This window comes from Pantoea sp. X-Soil-ISGK-285, assembly GCF_059730815.1.
This window is the reverse complement of sequence record NZ_AP035938.1, coordinates 3193256-3210588: the sequence shown is the minus strand read 5'-3', so window position 1 is coordinate 3210588 and position 17333 is coordinate 3193256. Positions and strand designations below refer to the sequence as shown.

Below are 17333 nucleotides of genomic sequence, written 5' to 3'. Positions count from 1 at the left end.
TTCATCCGTCTCAGTAAGCGGATGCATCTGATAACTGAGCGAGAGGTCATGATGAAAGAGTGGGATCCTGTGCTGTACCGTAAGTTTGAAGCAGAACGAACCCGTCCAGCCCGCGAACTTCTGGCGCGCCTCAGCCTGGAACAGGTTGAGCAGGTGACCGATCTGGGATGCGGGCCCGGTAACAGCACCGAGCTGCTCGCTGATGCCTGGCCACTGGCGCAGATTACCGGGCTGGACAGTTCCGCCACGATGTTAACTCAGGCCGCTGAACGCCTGCCGCACTGTCGTTTTATCCAGGCGGACATCCGCAACTGGCAGGCCGATGTGCCGCAGCAGGTGGTCTACGCCAACGCGTCTCTGCAATGGCTGAATAATCACGCAACGCTGTTTCCCCATCTGGTCAGCCAGCTGGCGCCCGGTGGCGTGCTGGCGATCCAGATGCCTGATAACCTCAATGAGCCGTCGCACCGGCTGATGCGCGAGGTGGCGGCAACGGATCGCTGGCGTTCACGCATCAATGCCGATGCCGCTGAACGTACACAGCTGCTTTCCACGGGCGAGTATTACGATCTGCTGACGCAGGCCGGCTGTGAGGTGGATATCTGGCGTACCACCTATTATCACGTGATGGCCGATGCGCAGGCGATTATCAGCTGGCTGCAGGCGACCGGTTTACGGCCTTTCCTGGCAACGCTGGATGAGACCGAACAGACGGCGTTTCTGACCGATTATCATCAGCGTTTGCTCGCGGCTTATCCGGCTCAGGCCGATGGTCAGGTGTTGCTCGCCTTCCCGCGTCTTTTTATGGTTGCGGTGAAAAACCGGTAAGCGCAGTGGAAAGCTGGCCGCAAAAACAGCGTAATAATGGTGAGTGACCTTGAAAAAGCGGTTTTTCTGCACCACCTTCAACCCACAGCCAAAGGGAGAGTCGCAATGGATGATCAGCAATTGCAGGCGCTTAGTGCGCAGATAGGTGAGAAGCTGAAGCAGCGCAATGCCACCGTAACCTGTGCGGAATCCTGCACGGGGGGATGGATTGCCAAAGTCTTTACCGATATCAGCGGCAGCTCCGCCTGGTTCGAGCGGGGTTTTGTGACCTACAGTAACCAGGCCAAACAGCAGATGGTCAGTGTTCAGGCTGCTTCGCTGTTGCAGTATGGTGCGGTAAGTGATGTGGTGGTGCGGGAGATGGCGCTGGGTGCCCGCAGGGCGGCCCATGCTGACTACGCGATCTCCGTCAGCGGTATTGCCGGTCCGGATGGCGGCAGTGAAGAAAAACCGGTGGGCACGGTGTGGTTTGGCTTTGCCGGGCCACAGGATAACGTATTGACTTTTCAGCAGCATTTTAGCGGCGATCGTGATGCCGTACGCCGCCAGTCGGTGGCATGGGCCCTGCAGAAACTGTATGGCGAATTTCTGACAAATTAAACTTGATACTGTATGACTATACAGTATAATTGTCGGCAACAGAAAGAGTACAGGCACCCTGAGTGCGTGTTTACCCGGCTTGATTAGGAGTTGAAATGGCGATTGATGAAAACAAACAGAAGGCTTTAGCTGCCGCGCTTGGCCAGATTGAGAAGCAATTTGGTAAAGGCTCCATCATGCGCTTGGGTGAAGACCGCTCAATGGATGTGGAAACTATCTCTACCGGCTCGCTGTCGCTGGATATCGCATTAGGCGCAGGCGGTCTGCCAATGGGCCGTATCGTTGAGATCTACGGACCTGAGTCTTCAGGTAAAACCACGCTGACTTTGCAGGTTATCGCATCTGCACAGCGTAAAGGTAAAACCTGTGCCTTTATCGATGCCGAGCATGCGCTTGATCCGGTTTACGCCAAGAAACTCGGCGTAGACATTGATAACCTGCTCTGCTCTCAGCCAGACACTGGTGAGCAGGCGCTGGAAATCTGTGATGCGCTGGCGCGCTCTGGTGCCGTTGACGTGATCATCGTCGACTCCGTCGCGGCGCTGACGCCTAAAGCGGAAATCGAAGGTGAAATCGGTGACTCACACATGGGCCTCGCGGCACGTATGATGAGCCAGGCGATGCGTAAACTGGCCGGTAACCTGAAGCAGTCCAATACCCTGCTGATTTTCATCAACCAGATCCGTATGAAAATTGGTGTGATGTTTGGTAACCCGGAAACCACCACTGGTGGTAACGCGCTGAAGTTCTACGCCTCTGTCCGTCTTGATATCCGCCGTATCGGTGCAATCAAAGAGGGCGATAACGTGGTCGGCAGTGAGACCCGCGTTAAAGTGGTGAAAAACAAAATCGCCGCGCCATTCAAACAGGCTGAGTTCCAGATCATGTACGGCGAAGGTATCAATACCTTTGGTGAGCTGGTCGACCTGGGCGTGAAGCACAAGCTGATTGAAAAAGCGGGTGCATGGTATAGCTACAATGGCGACAAGATTGGTCAGGGTAAATCGAATGCAGGCAACTTCCTGAAAGAGAATGCTGCTGTGGCAAACGAGATTGATCTGAAGTTACGTGAGATGTTGCTCAACGGCGCGGATGAAAAACTCGCAGCAGCCGACAAGGCTGCTGAGAAAGAAGACGCGGCTGAAGCGAACGAAGACTTCTAATCTCTGATGCGGGAGGGGCGAAAGCCTCTCCCGTAGTTTTATCCCCCTCTATTGCCTTTCTTGCCTTCCCTCTGTCCTGTTCTGTCGCCATAATCTCCCTCTGTTTGTACAAGGTGCGCAGTATGACTGAACCCTCTCAGCCCCAACCTAATGTCGTCTCTTACTCTCGTCTGCTTGACCGTGCGATGCGTATTCTGGGTCAGCGCGATCACAGCCGTGCAGAGTTAGCGCGTAAACTGCAACAATCAGCGCAGCGTGCTGCGTGGGCGCAGAAAAAAGAGCCCGAAATTGTTACCGAAGCGTTGCTGGAACAGGTTCTTAACTGGTGTCAGGAAAGCGGCTGGTTAAACGACGAGCGTTTCACCGAACGATTTATTCAGAGCCGGAGCCGTAAAGGCTTTGGATCGCAGCGCGTGCGCCTTGAACTGGGCCAGAAAGGCATCGACCGTGAAGCCATTGATCTTGCAATGGAAGAGACAGAGGTAGACTGGGCGGCGTGCGCGGCTCAGCTGGCTGAACGAAAATTCGGACACCCGCTGCCCACAGAGTGGAAAGAGAAAGCGAAAGTACTACGCTATCTGCAGTCAAAGGGTTTTATGAGCGAAGATATCCAGTCCATTTTCAGAAATTTTGATGACTAAAAGCCGATGTAATTTTACTTCCCACTGAAGAAAATTTATCTTATTCCCACTTTTTGTTCCGCTTATCAGGCACCACCAGAATGTGGTCGCGCCGATCAGAGGGAACGTTCGTTAGCGTGATTCCAGGATATATATGAGCAAGAGCACTGCTGAGATCCGTCAAGCGTTTCTCGACTTTTTTCATAGCAAGGGACATGAGGTTGTAACCAGCAGCTCCCTCGTACCGAATAACGATCCAACGTTGTTGTTTACTAACGCCGGGATGAACCAGTTTAAAGATGTGTTCCTCGGTCAGGACAAACGTGACTACACACGTGCGACCACATCACAGCGCTGTGTACGCGCAGGCGGTAAACACAACGATCTTGAAAACGTCGGTTACACCGCACGTCACCACACCTTCTTTGAAATGCTGGGTAACTTCAGCTTTGGTGACTACTTCAAGAGAGAGGCGATTGGTTTTGCCTGGGAACTGCTGACGAGCGAGCAGTGGTTCAGCCTGCCAAAAGAGCGTCTGTGGGTGACGATCTATGAAACCGACGATGAAGCCTTTGATATCTGGGCGAACGAAATCGGTGTGCCACGTGAACGCATTATTCGCATTGGCGACAACAAGGGCAGCGCGTATGCGTCAGATAACTTCTGGCAGATGGGCGATACCGGTCCTTGTGGTCCGTGCAGCGAGATTTTCTACGATCATGGCGATCACATCTGGGGTGGCCCGCCGGGCAGCCCGGAAGAAGATGGTGACCGTTACATTGAGATCTGGAACATCGTCTTTATGCAGTTCAACCGTCAGGCTGATGGCACCATGCTGCCGCTGCCAAAACCGTCGGTTGATACCGGAATGGGCCTTGAGCGTATTTCTGCCGTTCTGCAACACGTCAACTCCAACTATGAAATCGACCTGTTCCAGAAACTGATTCAGGCCGTGGCGCAGGTTACCGGTGCCACTGACCTCAGTAACAAATCGCTGCGTGTCATTGCCGACCACATTCGCTCCTGTGCTTTCCTGATTGCCGATGGCGTCATCCCGTCTAATGAGAACCGTGGCTACGTGCTGCGTCGTATCATTCGTCGTGCCGTGCGTCATGGCAACATGCTGGGCGCTAAAGAGGCCTTCTTTTATAAGCTGGTTGCGCCACTGGTTGAGGTCATGGGTGCCGCAGGCGAAGAGTTACAGCGCCAGCAGGCTCAGGTTGAGCAGGTGCTGAAAAGCGAAGAAGATCAGTTTGCCAGAACCCTGGAGCGCGGACTGGCGCTGCTGGACGAAGAGCTGGAAAAACTGCAGGGCGACACGCTGGATGGCGAAATCGTCTTCCGTCTCTACGATACCTTTGGTTTCCCGGCTGATTTAACGGCTGACGTCTGTCGCGAACGCAATCTGAAGATCGACGAAGCCGGCTTTGAGCGGGCGATGGAGCAGCAGCGTCAGCGCGCACGTGAAGCGAGTGGCTTCGGCGCTGACTACAGCAACGTTATTCGTATTGATGCCGCCTCATCCTTCAAAGGCTACGACCAGCTCGATTTAGCTGCCACGGTGAAAGCGCTCTATGTTGCAGGCGAGGCGGTTGATGAAGTGACCGCGGGTCAGGATGCCGTGGTCGTGCTGGATGAAACGCCATTCTATGGCGAATCGGGTGGCCAGGTAGGCGATACCGGTCTGCTGAAAGGGAAGAATGCTGAATTTAGCGTCCAGGATACACAAAAATATGGTCAGGCAATCGGTCATGTCGGTAAGCTGACCGCAGGGCAGTTGCGTATCGGTGATCGCCTTGAGGCGCAGGTTGATGCAGCACGCCGTGCGCGCATCCGTCTTAACCACTCTGCTACTCACTTACTGCATGCCGCCTTGCGTCAGGTTTTAGGTGAGCATGTGGCGCAGAAAGGCTCGCTGGTTAACGACAAGTACCTGCGTTTCGATTTCTCGCATTTCGAAGCGATGAAACCTCAGGAGATTCGTCAGGTCGAAGATATCGTCAATGCGCAAATTCGTCGCAACCTGCCGGTTGAAACCGAAGTGATGGATCTGGATGCGGCGAAGTCTAAAGGGGCAATGGCACTGTTTGGCGAGAAATATGATCAGCGCGTGCGTGTTCTGACCATGGGTGATTTCTCTGTTGAGCTGTGTGGTGGTACCCATGCTGCGCGCACGGGTGACATCGGGCTGTTCCGTATTCAGGCGGAGTCAGGTACTGCAGCCGGTATTCGTCGTATCGAAGCGATTACGGGTGAAGGCGCGCTGGCGCAGGTCAATGCGCAGAGCAGCCAGCTGCAGGATCTTGCGCAGCTGGTAAAAGCGAACAGCAGCAACCTGAATGAGAAAGTACGTGGTCTGGTCGATCATGTACGGGCTCTGGAGAAAGAGTTGCAGCAACTGCGCGATCAGCAAGCCGCGCAGGAGAGCGCTTCACTGAGCAGCAATGCTATCGACATTAAGGGAGTGAAACTGCTGGTCAGTGAGCTCAACAATGTTGAACCTAAAATGTTGCGTACCATGGTTGATGATCTTAAGAATCAGCTGGGTTCGGCGATTATTGTGCTGGCAACGGTTACTGAAGGTAAGGTGTCGCTGATTGCGGGTGTGACCAAAGATCTGACTGACCGTGTTAAAGCGGGTGAGTTGATTGCCGGTCTGGCTCAGCAGGTTGGCGGGAAGGGCGGTGGCCGTCCTGATATGGCACAAGCTGGTGGTAACGATGCGGGTGCTCTGAAAGGCGCATTAGCAGGGGTTGAGGACTGGGTCAGCAGCCGTCTGTAAGTGAATTAAAACAAGGCATCGTAAAAAGCGTCAGAACGGTTGTTCCGGCGCTTTTTAATACGATGCTAAAGCAGCAAGTGACAAAGTCAGGTTGATGTAGTGTATTTCGGCTAAACTAACTATCAGCAGAATGTATTGGCGCATCGATGTGCATTGGTGTATTTCTCATACACATTGTGCAGCGTTAAATGATGGATAATGCCGGGAGCCTGTACAAGCCCGACTCTTTTAATCTTTCAAGGAGCAAAGAATGCTTATTCTAACTCGTCGAGTTGGTGAAACCCTCATGATCGGTGATGAGGTAACTGTAACGGTGCTGGGTGTTAAGGGTAACCAGGTTCGTATCGGTGTTAACGCGCCGAAAGAAGTGTCTGTGCATCGCGAAGAGATCTATCAACGCATCCAGGCTGAAAAAACGCAACAAACCAGCGTTTAACGGATTCAGCGTCTCGCACCTGTGCGAGGCGCTACCGCTTTCTGTAAAAATCCTGCCTTTTCTTTCTACCTGTTCCTCCTCTGTTTTGTTAACGCCATCATCTTTCATTGTTGATAATTCACTCTTTTTGTCGCCATTTTGTCCCAATTGTGTGTGATTTGCTCAATCAAACAAAGTTTCGGAAAAATTGTTTGACTTAAAAGTCCGGGAAAGTAATATGTGCGCCACGCAGTGCCGATGAGCAGAAACAACGTTCAGACGCACAGTTCGAAAGAAAGCGTAAGGTGAGGTGGCCGAGAGGCTGAAGGCGCTCCCCTGCTAAGGGAGTATACGGTCAAAAGCTGTATCGAGGGTTCGAATCCCTCCCTCACCGCCATTTTCGATGCATCCATAGCTCAGCTGGATAGAGTACTCGGCTACGAACCGAGCGGTCGGAGGTTCGAATCCTCCTGGATGCACCATATTTTCGAATATGGAGAAGTGCCTCGGTGTGACATGACGCATTAGCGTACAGGCCGCACTAAGGAGGATAACGTTGCATCAGCAACGGCCCGCAGGGCGAAGCGCAAGCTGAGTAATCCTCCTGGATGCACCATCGAAACAAAGCGAATTAGCAATTCCTTTCATGGTGAGTAGTTAGCACCCTGCGTTGTACAAGAATTTGTTTTATGCATCCATAGCTCAGCTGGATAGAGTACTCGGCTACGAACCGAGCGGTCGGAGGTTCGAATCCTCCTGGATGCACCATATTCTTCCCGAATATGGACAGTGCCTCAGTGTGTCATGACGTGATTATCGTTCAGGCCGCACTAAGGAGGATAACGTTGCATCAGCAACGGCCCATAGGGCGAAGCGCAAGCTGAGTCATCCTCCTGGATGCACCATTCTTTGTAACATCCTCAGGTTGGTTTCTGTAAGTCCATAAAAAGTTGTACCTCAAAAGATAGACCCCAAAAGATAGACCCCAATGCATCCATAGCTCAGCTGGATAGAGTACTCGGCTACGAACCGAGCGGTCGGAGGTTCGAATCCTCCTGGATGCACCATCTTCTCGAATGTTGGCAGTTCCTCAGTGTGACATGACGCAATAAGCGTTCCGGCCGCACGAAGAGGGATAACGTTGCATCTGCAACGGCCCGCAGGGCGAAGCGCAAGCTGAGTCATCCTCCTGGATGCACCATCTTCTTCTTTAGCCTCAAAATCCCTCAAAGTATCATGGCGAGATGATCGCTAAGACCTCACTAAACACGATAGCGTTACTTCCGTAACCGTCCGTACAGCAAACGCTGAGTGAGTATCCTGAAAAACCTCTGCAGTTTCCCTCTGGCTTCACACGCACTCTTTTCCTGTTTAATCTGCCCCATTGATTCATCATCCTGACTTAAGCGATCCGAAACGCCTGTTTCCCGCATCAACGCCTTCTGTTTTGCTGCCCATGCCCGTCCGAAGCCGCTTGTCTGCCAGAAGAATGTTAAAAAAACGCTGGAATTTCGTACGTTTATCGCTGGTCGCGCACGATCACCTTTATCTGAAAACAAAAATTGTTAATGCTTTCAAAGCATTTGCTGTTCATCCCCCCTGGCGACAACCTGTCCACATTAGGCTAAAGTAATGTCTCATTTGATGAATGTCCGGAGTGACAATGTACGATCAATATGACGCCCTGATTTTCGATATGGACGGCACGATTCTTGATACTGAGCCGACACATCGAAAAGCGTGGCGTCAGGTACTGACGCGTTATGGATTAACGCTGGATGAAGCACGTATTATCGACTTCAATGGCGCACCAACCTGGCGGCTGTCGCAGTTCATCATTGAATCCAATCAGTCGTCACTCGACCCTCATCTTCTTGCCGCAGAAAAAACCGCTGCCGTGAAAGCGATGCTGCTGGAAAACGTGAAGCCACTGCCTTTAATGGAGGTGGTGAAAGCGTATCACGGGCGTCGTCCGATGGCGGTCGGTACCGGAAGCGAACACAGCATGGCAGAGGCGTTACTGACGCAGCTGGGCGTACGTGAGCTCTTTTCGGCCGTCGTCGGTGCTGACGACGTACAGCGTCATAAACCTGAGCCTGAAACCTTCTTACGCTGCGCTGAGCTGATGGGTGTGACGCCGGCACGTTGTGTGGTGTTTGAGGATGCGGACTTTGGTATTCAGGCAGCGAAGGCGGCAGGTATGGCTGTGGTGGATGTCCGCTTACTGTGAGTGACGTTCTTACCTATGCCTCGATGTTCGGCAGCAGCTTTTTAAGTGCAACGCTCCTGCCGGGAAGTTCTGAAGCACTGCTGATAGCACTATTGATAGCAAAAAAGACATCAGTTTACGGGTTGCTTTTGGCCGCATCACTGGGAAACACCTTGGGCGGCTTAACCAACATTCTTATTGGTCGCTTGCTGCCGTTAAAACGTCAGGGGCGATGGCATGACACAGCAATGACGTGGTTGCACCGACTGGGACCTGCAGCACTGTTATTCAGCTGGCTGCCAGTGATAGGTGATCTGCTCTGCGTTCTGGCAGGCTGGTTACGTTTCGCCTGGCTACCCGCGATGCTGTTTCTCGCTGTCGGCAAAACACTGCGTTATATCGTTATCGCGACTGCCACATTACAGGGTATGCAATGGTGGCATTGATTCGCACAGATTCGAGGCTACGGTTAACATTATGCTGAACAAAAATAAATTATTATCACAGCGGGGGGGTAATGTGATCCCGGACGTATCTAAAGCGCTCTCCTGGCTGGAAGCGCATCCCAATGCCCTTAAAGGTATTGGCCGTGGCATCGAGCGTGAAACGCTGCGTGTAGAGGCAAATGGCGAGCTGGCAAAAAGCGGTCACCCGGAATCTCTGGGGTCGGCGCTGAAACATGACTGGATCACCACTGACTTTGCCGAAACGTTGCTGGAATTTATTACGCCAGTGGATCACAGCATTGATCATATGCTGGCATTCCTGCGCGATATCCATCGTCACGTTGCCCGTGAACTGGGTGATGAACGCATGTGGCCATTTAGTATGCCGTGCGTGATTGACGATGCGGACAATATTGAGCTGGCGCAATATGGCACGTCCAATATTGGTCAGATGAAGACGCTCTACCGCGAAGGGCTGAAAAACCGCTACGGCGCGTTGATGCAGACCATCTCCGGCATTCACTATAACTTCTCACTGCCACTCTCATTCTGGCAGGAGTGGGCTGACGTGAAAGATAAGGAAAGCGGAAAAGAGACCATCTCGGCGGGCTATCTGCGGCTGATCCGCAACTATTATCGCTTCGGCTGGGTGATCCCCTATCTGTTTGGCGCATCGCCTGCTATCAGCTCCAGCTTCCTGCAGGGCCGTGAGAGCGCGCTGCCGTTTGAAACCAACGACAAAGATACGATGTGGCTGCCGTACGCCACCTCACTGCGTCTGAGCGATTTAGGCTATACCAATAAATCGCAGAGCTCTCTGGGCATCACGTTTAACTCGCTGGAAGGCTATGTCACTGCGCTGAAGAAAGCGATCAAGACACCGTCAGAAGAGTATGCAGCGATGGGCACTAAAGATGCCGACGGTAACTGGCTGCAGCTCAACACCAACGTGCTGCAGATTGAAAACGAGCTCTATGCGCCAATCCGGCCTAAGCGTGTGACACGCTCGGGTGAAGCGCCTTCTGATGCGCTGCTGCGTGGTGGTATTGAGTACATTGAAGTGCGTTCGCTGGATATCAACCCGTTCTCTGCGATCGGCGTAGATGAGAATCAGGTTCGCTTCCTCGACCTGTTCCTGATCTGGTGTACCCTGGCCGATGCGCCGGAAATGAGTGCAGATGAGTTGCAATGCACCCGTATAAACTGGAACCGGGTTGTGCTGGAAGGGCGTAAACCGGACCAGAAAATTGCCGTAGGCTGCGGAGAAGAGGAACATTCGCTGGTTGAAGTGGGCAAAACCCTGTTTGCCGATCTGCGTCGGGTTGCTGAAGTGTTAGACAGTCATAATCAGGACAGCACGGAATATCAGCAGGTTTGCGATCAACTGGTAGCATCGTTCGACGATCCTGAGCTAACCTACTCGGCGCGCATCCTTCAGGCAATGAAGGACAATGGTGTAACCGGAACCGGCGTGGCGCTGGCTGAACAGTATCGCCATCTGCTCTGCGAAGAGCCGCTGGAAGTGCTGACAGAAGAAGATTTCACGCGTCAGGCGCAGGCGTCTGTTGCTGCACAGCAGCAGCTGGAAGCGAATGATAAGCTGGATTTTGAAGCGTATCTGGCGAGCCGGGAAGGGTAGAAAAGAAAAAGGCCACATCAATGTGGCCAAATTAACATCTCTGTTGTCAGGGATGATGATAACAAATGCGCGTCTTTCATATATTCAGACGTTGGGCGAACAGAAAAGTTTCATCGTTTTAAAAAAAATTCTCAGAACAGGAGGTGACGTATGCCACTACTGGACAGTTTTACCGTTGATCACACCATCATGGGCGCACCGGCAGTTCGCGTGGCGAAAACCATGAAGACTCCGCATGGCGATACGATTACCGTTTTTGACCTGCGTTTTTGCCGCCCGAACATTGATATTCTCACTGAGCGTGGCATTCATACGCTGGAGCATCTCTTTGCCGGATTCATGCGTGATCACCTGAATGGTGATGGTGTGGAAATCGTCGATATCTCGCCAATGGGTTGCCGCACCGGCTTCTACATGAGCCTGATTGGTACACCAGACGAGCAGCGCGTTGCCAAAGCGTGGAAAGGGGCGATGGAAGATGTTCTGAAAGTGAAAGATCAGAACCAGATCCCTGAGCTGAATGAATACCAGTGCGGCAGCTACAAGCTGCACTCACTGGATGAAGCGCAGCAAATCGCCCGCAATGTGCTGGCGCATGAGATCGGCGTTAACCGCAACGAAGATCTGAAACTGCCTGCTGAAAAGCTGAAAGAACTGCACATCTAGTCAGGGCTTTGCTGCTAAAAAAAACGCCGCATCATGTCGATTGCGGCGTTTTTTTATCGCTTCAGGAACCTACCGATTTTTTCAGTGGCGTCTTCGGCGTGATGCGCACCTGTTTAATCATGTTGTCCTGCACGTCCAGAATATCGACGTTGTAGTGGCCGATCTGAACACGGGTGGCGATGGCAGGGATCTCTTCCAGCGCTTCCAGCAGCATGCCGTTAATGGTGCGCGCTTCCTGCTCTGGCAGCTGCCAGTTAAACGCCTTGTTAATTTCACGCACACTGGCGCTGCCTTCAATCAGCACGGACCCATCATTCTGCGGCATCACTTCTTCTGCCAGTGATGGTGACATGGAGGTGGTGAAGTCACCCACGATCTCCTCCAGAATGTCCTCTATCGTCACCAGCCCCTTGATGTCGCCATACTCATCCACCACCACGCCCGCTTTCTCTTTGTTGCGCTGGAACTTCACCAGTTGGGTGTTCAGCGGTGTCCCTTCCGGGATGTAGTAGATCTCATCGGCGGCGCGCAGCAGCGTCTCTTTGGTGAACTCTTTTTTCTCCGTCATCATGCGCCAGGCTTCGCGCACCCGCAGCATGCCGACGCAGTCATCCAGTGAGTCCCGGAACAGCACAATGCGGCCGTGTGGCGAGTGGCTCAACTGGCGCACCACCGACTTCCAGTCATCGTTGATATTAATGCCGACGATCTCGTTACGCGGAACCATGATGTCATCAACGCTGACTTTCTCCAGGTCGAGCACGGAGAGCAGCATGTCCTGATTACGGCGTGACATCAGGCTACGTGACTCATAGACGATGGTACGCAACTCCTCTTTGCTCAGCGCGGAGTTAATGGCACCGTCAGCGCGGATACCCGCCATCCTCATCAGCAGACGGGTAATGGTGTTGAGTAGCCAGACCAGCGGCAGCATGATGTATTGCAGCGGGACCAGCAGCAGGCTGCTGGGAAAGGCGACGCGTTCGGGATAGAGGGCCGCCACTGTTTTTGGCAGCACTTCAGCAAATACCAGCACCACAAAGGTCAGGATACCGGTTGCGATCGCGACCCCTTCGTCACCGTGAATACGCATGCCAACAATGGTGGCAAGTGCGGAAGCCAGAATATTCACCAGGTTATTGCCGATTAATACCAGGCTGAGCAACCGGTCGGGGCGACGCAGTAACTTCTCCACCCGGCGTGCGGGGCGACTGCCGTTTTTAGCCTGATGGCGCAGCTTATAGCGGTTAAGCGTCATCATTCCGGTTTCCGAGCCGGCAAACCAGGCGGAAACCAGTACCATGACGCAGAGAATAATAATCAGCGTGGTGGTTGAAACATTCTCCAACGCAGAACTTCCTTTTTAACGAGAGGTGGGGACAAGCAGATGCTGCAGGATGCGACTGCCGAAGTAAGCCATGGTTAACAGCATCGCACCGCTGCAGTTAAACCAGACGACGCGGCGACCACGCCAGCCTTCATGATAGTGCCCCCAGAGCAAAACGATATAAACAAACCACGCGATGATGGAGAGCACGGCTTTATCGACGTTTTCTGCGCTGAAGAGATCCTGCATATAAAACAGACCGGTGCAGAGCACCAGCGTCAACAGCACGACGCCCACCTGGGTGATGTGAAACATCTTACGTTCAATGGTCAGCAGCGGCGGCATATCCTGTGTGAACGCCAGACGCTTGTTTTTTAACTGGTAATCGATCCACGCCAGCTGCAGTGCATAGAGTGCGGCAATAATCAGCGTCGCGTAGGCGAACAGCGACAGGCCGATATGGATCATCATGCCTGGCGTGGTTTCCAGATGGGTGATAAACGCATTGGGCACAAAGGTGGCGAAGGCCAGATTGATTAGCGCGAAGCTGTAGACAATCGGCAGTAGTAGCCAGCCACGGTTACGTGACGCCACAATGGTCATGATGGCGCAAATCAACAGGCTGACCAGCGAGCCTATGTTGAGCAGGCTTAAATTCTGTCCGCTATCAACAGCAAATATGCGTTGCTGCAAGGCCACCGCGTGTGTCACCAGCGCCACACAGGCAGAGAGCATCGCCATTCGCCGCCAGCCGCCGTTACGTTTCAACAGGCTGGGAATGATCAGGGCAAGACTTAAGGAGTAGGCGAATAGCGCCACTATCGCGAAAACGAACATAGATCCTTTCAGGTTCAGTCAGATAAGGAAAAAGGCAGTATAGCGCCAGCCGAAGCAGGCTCCAAACGATCTGAGGGGCAATTGCAGAGATCGCTGAGGCTTCGTGTTATAATCCGCCGCATTCTGCCGATCAGGCGCCTCGCGATCTTTTTTTTAGTGAGAGACCATGTTTGATAATTTAACCGATCGTTTGTCGCAAACCCTGCGAAACATCAGCGGCCGCGGAAGGCTGACTGAAGAGAACATCAAAGAGACCCTGCGTGAAGTGCGCATGGCACTGCTTGAGGCTGACGTTGCGCTGCCGGTGGTGCGTGACTTCATCAACCGTGTGAAAGAGAGCGCGGTCGGCCATGATGTGAATAAAAGTCTGACTCCAGGTCAGGAGTTTATCAAAATCGTTCGTAACGAGCTGGTTACGGCGATGGGTGCAGAGAACAATGCACTCGACCTGGCTGCTCAGCCGCCAGCCGTGGTGCTGATGGCGGGTCTGCAGGGTGCCGGTAAAACGACCAGCGTCGCTAAGCTGGGTAAGTTCCTGCGTGAGAAGCACAAAAAGAAAGTCTTAGTGGTTTCTGCCGACGTCTATCGTCCGGCGGCAATCAAACAGCTGGAAACGCTGGCACAGCAGGTGGGTGTGGATTTCTGCCCATCCGATCTCAGCCAGAAGCCGGTCGATATCGTTAACAATGCGCTGCGTGAAGCTCGCCTGAAGTTCTACGATGTACTGCTGGTGGATACCGCCGGTCGTCTGCACGTTGACGAAGCGATGATGGACGAAATCAAACAGGTTCATGCCGCGATCAATCCGGTAGAAACGCTGTTTGTGGTCGATGCCATGACCGGTCAGGATGCGGCAAACACGGCTAAAGCTTTTAATGAAGCGCTACCGCTGACCGGTGTTATCCTGACCAAAGTCGATGGTGATGCACGAGGCGGTGCGGCGCTGTCGATTCGTCATATCACCGGTAAGCCGATTAAATTTATGGGTGTCGGTGAAAAAACCGATGCACTTGAGCCGTTCTATCCGGAGCGTATTGCTTCGCGTATCCTCGGCATGGGTGACGTGCTGTCACTGATCGAAGATATCGAAAGCAAGGTTGACCGCGATCAGGCTGAGAAACTGGCTAAGAAGCTGAAAACCGGCGACGGTTTTGATCTCAACGATTTTCTTGAGCAGCTGAAGCAGATGCGCAACATGGGCGGCATGGCCAGCCTGATGGGCAAACTGCCCGGTATGGGTCAGCTGCCTGACAATGTGAAGTCACAGATGGATGACAAAGTGCTGGTGCGCATGGAAGCGATCATCAACTCGATGACACGCAAAGAGCGTGAAAAACCAGAGATCATCAAAGGCTCACGCAAGCGCCGCATTGCGACCGGCTCCGGTATGCAGGTGCAGGACGTTAACCGCTTATTGAAGCAGTTTGACGACATGCAGCGTATGATGAAGAAAATGAAGAAGGGCGGTATGGCGAAAATGATGCGCGGCATGAAGGGTATGATGCCGCCAGGTTTTCCTGGCCGCTAAAGCGTTCCACAAAAAAGCCCGAAATGGCACGGTTTAGGTTGCTTTTTTCGCCAAAATGAGTAAAATTTTCGGGCTTTTTATACAGCACCCGGACCCCGTTCCTCGATGGGGGCCGGGTGTTTTATTAACTGAAGAGGATGTTATGGTAACAATTCGTTTGGCACGTCACGGCGCTAAAAAGCGTCCGTTCTATCAGGTCGTCGTCACTGACAGCCGCAATGCACGCAACGGTCGTTTTATCGAGCGCGTTGGTTTCTTCAACCCGATCGCATCTGGTCAGGCTGAAGGTCTGCGTCTTGATCTGGATCGTATCGAGCACTGGGTTGGCCAGGGCGCAACGCTTTCTGATCGCGTTAACGCGCTGGTCAAAGAAGCTAAGAAAGCAGCTTAATCTGTCACGGTGGTGAGCATGAGCAGACAAATTGCCGCACAGCCTCCTGTTAACCCGATTGTATTGGGTAAGATGGGAGCCGCCTACGGTATTCGCGGCTGGCTCAAAGTGTTTTCCTCCACTGAAGACGCTGAAAGCATCTTCAACTACCAACCCTGGTTCATCCAGCGCGCCGGTAAATGGCAGCAGGTCGAACTGGACGGTTGGAAGCACCACAATCAGGACCTGATCATCAAAGTCAAAGGCATTGAAGATCGGGATGCGGCGGCTCAGTTAACCAATTGCGAAATTCAGGTTGACTCGACGCAGTTGCCATCGCTGGAAGAGGGCGACTACTACTGGAAAGACCTTATGGGCTGCCAGGTAGTTAACCTTGAAGGCTACGAGATGGGTAAAGTCATCGATATGATGGAAACCGGCTCGAACGACGTTCTCGTCGTTAAGGCAAACCTGAAGGATGCATTCGGTGCTCAGGAGCGGTTAATTCCGTTTCTTGATGAACAGGTTATCAGGAAAGTCGATCTCTCTACTGGCATCATTGAGGTAGATTGGGATCCTGGTTTTTGATCTCCGAATCGAACGGTAACGTAACGGCGAATACAATGTGGATTGGTGTTATTAGCCTGTTTCCAGAAATGTTTCGCGCTATTACCGATTACGGGGTAACTGGCCGGGCTGTAAAAAACGGTCTGCTCAGCATTCAGAGCTGGAGTCCTCGTGACTTCACGCACGACCGGCACCGTACCGTGGATGATCGTCCTTACGGCGGCGGACCGGGAATGCTGATGATGGTACAACCCTTACGGGATGCCATCTCCGCAGCGAAAGCAGCGGCAGGTGATGGGGCCAGGGTGATATATCTTTCACCTCAGGGTCGCAAACTGGACCAACAGGGCGTTTGCGAACTGGCGGCACGGGACAAGTTAATTCTGGTCTGTGGCCGTTATGAAGGGATTGATGAGCGCGTAATTCAGACCGAAATTGATGAAGAATGGTCAATCGGTGATTACGTTCTCAGCGGCGGGGAACTGCCAGCGATGACGATGATTGACGCAGTCGCCCGGTTTATTCCTGGCGTGCTCGGCAAGCAGGCGTCAGCCGATGAGGATTCGTTCTCGGAAGGTTTGCTGGATTGTCCGCACTATACCCGACCTGAAGTGTTAGACGGCGTGGAGGTCCCGGCAGTATTACTGTCAGGCAACCATGCTGATATCCGCCGCTGGCGTCTGAAGCAGTCGCTAGGCCGTACCTGGCTGAGAAGACCTGAACTTCTGGAAAACCTGGCTCTGACTGAAGAGCAAGCAAGGTTGCTGAATGAGTTCCAGCGGGAATCTCAGCAGCAACAAAACGATGATGTGGAAGAGTAAGCTCTTCCCCGACTATCAGTTTACCCAGGATATGAGATTTAATTATGAGCAACATTATCAAGCAAATTGAACAAGAGCAGATGAAACAGGACGTACCTTCCTTCCGCCCGGGTGATTCCGTGGAAGTGAAAGTATGGGTCGTTGAAGGTTCTAAAAAACGTCTGCAGGCATTCGAGGGCGTGGTTATCGCTATCCGTAACCGCGGTCTGCACTCTGCATTCACTGTTCGCAAAATTTCTAACGGCGAAGGCGTTGAGCGTGTATTCCAGACTCATTCACCTGTAATTGACAGCATCGCTGTTAAACGTCGTGGCGCTGTGCGTAAAGCCAAACTGTACTACCTGCGTGAGCGTACTGGTAAGTCTGCTCGTATTAAAGAGCGTCTTAACTAAGGTATCGCTAACGCGACATCTAAAAGTTAATAGCAAACAAGGGGTTGGCGTGACGCTAACCCCTTTTTTTTGGGCCTTGTCCACGGATTGGCTACGCAGAATTATTTTGTAGTCAAATGTAGG

17 protein-coding genes and 4 tRNA genes are annotated in these 17333 nt (G+C 52.7%); 19 read left to right on the top strand and 2 right to left on the bottom strand.

Going from position 1 to position 17333, the window contains the following annotated elements; all coding sequences use genetic code 11:
* Positions 1 to 51 precede the first annotated feature (51 nt).
* The 14 genes from tam (at position 52) to luxS (ending at position 11368) form a co-directional block, all read left to right on the top strand.
* Positions 52 to 828, top strand: a complete 777-nt coding sequence (gene tam / locus AC6I8B_RS15165; protein ID WP_157353810.1) for a trans-aconitate 2-methyltransferase — start codon at positions 52 to 54, stop codon at positions 826 to 828.
* Positions 829 to 933: 105 nt separating this feature from the next.
* Positions 934 to 1428, top strand: coding sequence for a nicotinamide-nucleotide amidase (gene pncC, locus AC6I8B_RS15160; protein ID WP_010672121.1), 495 nt, complete (start codon positions 934 to 936; stop codon positions 1426 to 1428).
* Between the two features lie 95 nt (positions 1429 to 1523).
* A complete protein-coding gene (gene recA, locus AC6I8B_RS15155) occupies positions 1524 to 2591 on the top strand; it encodes a recombinase RecA (protein ID WP_010248510.1) in 1068 nt (355 codons plus the stop codon).
* 122 nt (positions 2592 to 2713) lie between these two features.
* Positions 2714 to 3232: a regulatory protein RecX gene (locus tag AC6I8B_RS15150; RefSeq protein ID WP_010248508.1), complete on the top strand. Its 519-nt coding sequence runs from the start codon at positions 2714 to 2716 to the stop codon at positions 3230 to 3232.
* 133 nt (positions 3233 to 3365) lie between these two features.
* Entirely contained in the window at positions 3366 to 5993 is a 2628-nt protein-coding gene (gene alaS, locus AC6I8B_RS15145) for an alanine--tRNA ligase (RefSeq protein ID WP_010672120.1), read from the top strand.
* Positions 5994 to 6243: 250 nt separating this feature from the next.
* A complete protein-coding gene (gene csrA / locus AC6I8B_RS15140; RefSeq protein WP_008927091.1) occupies positions 6244 to 6429 on the top strand; it encodes a carbon storage regulator CsrA in 186 nt (61 codons plus the stop codon).
* Between the two features lie 283 nt (positions 6430 to 6712).
* A tRNA-Ser gene (locus AC6I8B_RS15135) sits at positions 6713 to 6805 on the top strand.
* An 8-nt stretch (positions 6806 to 6813) separates the two neighbouring features.
* Positions 6814 to 6890: transfer RNA gene (locus AC6I8B_RS15130), tRNA-Arg, on the top strand.
* 209 nt (positions 6891 to 7099) lie between these two features.
* Positions 7100 to 7176, top strand: a tRNA-Arg gene (locus AC6I8B_RS15125).
* Positions 7177 to 7398: 222 nt separating this feature from the next.
* Positions 7399 to 7475 (top strand) — tRNA-Arg (locus tag AC6I8B_RS15120).
* Between the two features lie 596 nt (positions 7476 to 8071).
* Complete coding sequence (gene yqaB, locus AC6I8B_RS15115; RefSeq protein WP_031594176.1) at positions 8072 to 8638, top strand: fructose-1-phosphate/6-phosphogluconate phosphatase; 567 nt, start codon at positions 8072 to 8074, stop codon at positions 8636 to 8638.
* Positions 8635 to 9063, top strand: coding sequence for a YqaA family protein (locus tag AC6I8B_RS15110; protein ID WP_010248498.1), 429 nt, complete (start codon positions 8635 to 8637; stop codon positions 9061 to 9063). The genes yqaB and AC6I8B_RS15110 overlap by 4 nt, the downstream gene beginning before the upstream one ends.
* A gap of 31 nt (positions 9064 to 9094) precedes the next feature.
* On the top strand, positions 9095 to 10702 hold the full coding sequence (gshA, locus tag AC6I8B_RS15105) for a glutamate--cysteine ligase (RefSeq protein WP_050680043.1): 1608 nt from the start codon (positions 9095 to 9097) through the stop codon (positions 10700 to 10702).
* A gap of 150 nt (positions 10703 to 10852) precedes the next feature.
* Positions 10853 to 11368, top strand: coding sequence for an S-ribosylhomocysteine lyase (gene luxS, locus AC6I8B_RS15100; RefSeq protein ID WP_009086888.1), 516 nt, complete (start codon positions 10853 to 10855; stop codon positions 11366 to 11368).
* Positions 11369 to 11429: 61 nt separating this feature from the next.
* On the opposite strand, the gene AC6I8B_RS15095 is transcribed toward luxS, so the two are convergent.
* Both AC6I8B_RS15095 and AC6I8B_RS15090 read right to left on the bottom strand, forming a co-directional pair.
* Positions 11430 to 12716 carry an HlyC/CorC family transporter gene (locus AC6I8B_RS15095; protein ID WP_022623780.1) on the bottom strand — a complete coding sequence of 429 codons (1287 nt, stop codon included), beginning with the start codon at positions 12714 to 12716 and terminating at the stop codon, positions 11430 to 11432.
* 15 nt (positions 12717 to 12731) lie between these two features.
* Positions 12732 to 13532 (bottom strand): cytochrome C assembly family protein, encoded by an 801-nt coding sequence (locus AC6I8B_RS15090; RefSeq protein ID WP_122889672.1) that lies wholly within the window; start codon positions 13530 to 13532, stop codon positions 12732 to 12734.
* 166 nt (positions 13533 to 13698) lie between these two features.
* Between AC6I8B_RS15090 and ffh the strand changes: the two genes are divergently transcribed.
* The 5 genes from ffh (at position 13699) to rplS (ending at position 17210) form a co-directional block, all read left to right on the top strand.
* Positions 13699 to 15060, top strand: a complete 1362-nt coding sequence (gene ffh, locus AC6I8B_RS15085) for a signal recognition particle protein (RefSeq protein WP_010248486.1) — start codon at positions 13699 to 13701, stop codon at positions 15058 to 15060.
* A gap of 142 nt (positions 15061 to 15202) precedes the next feature.
* Positions 15203 to 15451 carry a 30S ribosomal protein S16 gene (gene rpsP / locus AC6I8B_RS15080; protein ID WP_003849041.1) on the top strand — a complete coding sequence of 83 codons (249 nt, stop codon included), beginning with the start codon at positions 15203 to 15205 and terminating at the stop codon, positions 15449 to 15451.
* 18 nt (positions 15452 to 15469) lie between these two features.
* Entirely contained in the window at positions 15470 to 16018 is a 549-nt protein-coding gene (gene rimM / locus AC6I8B_RS15075; protein ID WP_010248480.1) for a ribosome maturation factor RimM, read from the top strand.
* Between the two features lie 35 nt (positions 16019 to 16053).
* The gene (gene trmD, locus AC6I8B_RS15070; protein ID WP_010248477.1) at positions 16054 to 16818 is read left to right on the top strand and encodes a tRNA (guanosine(37)-N1)-methyltransferase TrmD; all 765 of its coding nucleotides are present in this window, start codon (positions 16054 to 16056) and stop codon (positions 16816 to 16818) included.
* Positions 16819 to 16862: 44 nt separating this feature from the next.
* Positions 16863 to 17210 carry a 50S ribosomal protein L19 gene (gene rplS, locus AC6I8B_RS15065; protein WP_003849035.1) on the top strand — a complete coding sequence of 116 codons (348 nt, stop codon included), beginning with the start codon at positions 16863 to 16865 and terminating at the stop codon, positions 17208 to 17210.
* The last annotated feature ends 123 nt before the right edge of the window (positions 17211 to 17333 follow it).

Bases quoted from the DNA above. Each gene is read 5' to 3' on its own strand.
- tam (WP_157353810.1), top strand. From the start codon at position 52: ATGAAAGAGTGGGATCCTGTGCTGTACCGTAAGTTTGAAGCAGAACGA.
- pncC (WP_010672121.1), top strand. From the start codon at position 934: ATGGATGATCAGCAATTGCAGGCGCTTAGTGCGCAGATAGGTGAGAAG.
- recA (WP_010248510.1), top strand. From the start codon at position 1,524: ATGGCGATTGATGAAAACAAACAGAAGGCTTTAGCTGCCGCGCTTGGC.
- AC6I8B_RS15150 (WP_010248508.1), top strand. From the start codon at position 2,714: ATGACTGAACCCTCTCAGCCCCAACCTAATGTCGTCTCTTACTCTCGT.
- alaS (WP_010672120.1), top strand. From the start codon at position 3,366: ATGAGCAAGAGCACTGCTGAGATCCGTCAAGCGTTTCTCGACTTTTTT.
- csrA (WP_008927091.1), top strand. From the start codon at position 6,244: ATGCTTATTCTAACTCGTCGAGTTGGTGAAACCCTCATGATCGGTGAT.
- yqaB (WP_031594176.1), top strand. From the start codon at position 8,072: ATGTACGATCAATATGACGCCCTGATTTTCGATATGGACGGCACGATT.
- gshA (WP_050680043.1), top strand. From the start codon at position 9,095: ATGCTGAACAAAAATAAATTATTATCACAGCGGGGGGGTAATGTGATC.
- luxS (WP_009086888.1), top strand. From the start codon at position 10,853: ATGCCACTACTGGACAGTTTTACCGTTGATCACACCATCATGGGCGCA.
- AC6I8B_RS15090 (WP_122889672.1), bottom strand. From the start codon at position 13,532: ATGTTCGTTTTCGCGATAGTGGCGCTATTCGCCTACTCCTTAAGTCTT.
- ffh (WP_010248486.1), top strand. From the start codon at position 13,699: ATGTTTGATAATTTAACCGATCGTTTGTCGCAAACCCTGCGAAACATC.
- rpsP (WP_003849041.1), top strand. From the start codon at position 15,203: ATGGTAACAATTCGTTTGGCACGTCACGGCGCTAAAAAGCGTCCGTTC.
- rimM (WP_010248480.1), top strand. From the start codon at position 15,470: ATGAGCAGACAAATTGCCGCACAGCCTCCTGTTAACCCGATTGTATTG.
- trmD (WP_010248477.1), top strand. From the start codon at position 16,054: ATGTGGATTGGTGTTATTAGCCTGTTTCCAGAAATGTTTCGCGCTATT.
- rplS (WP_003849035.1), top strand. From the start codon at position 16,863: ATGAGCAACATTATCAAGCAAATTGAACAAGAGCAGATGAAACAGGAC.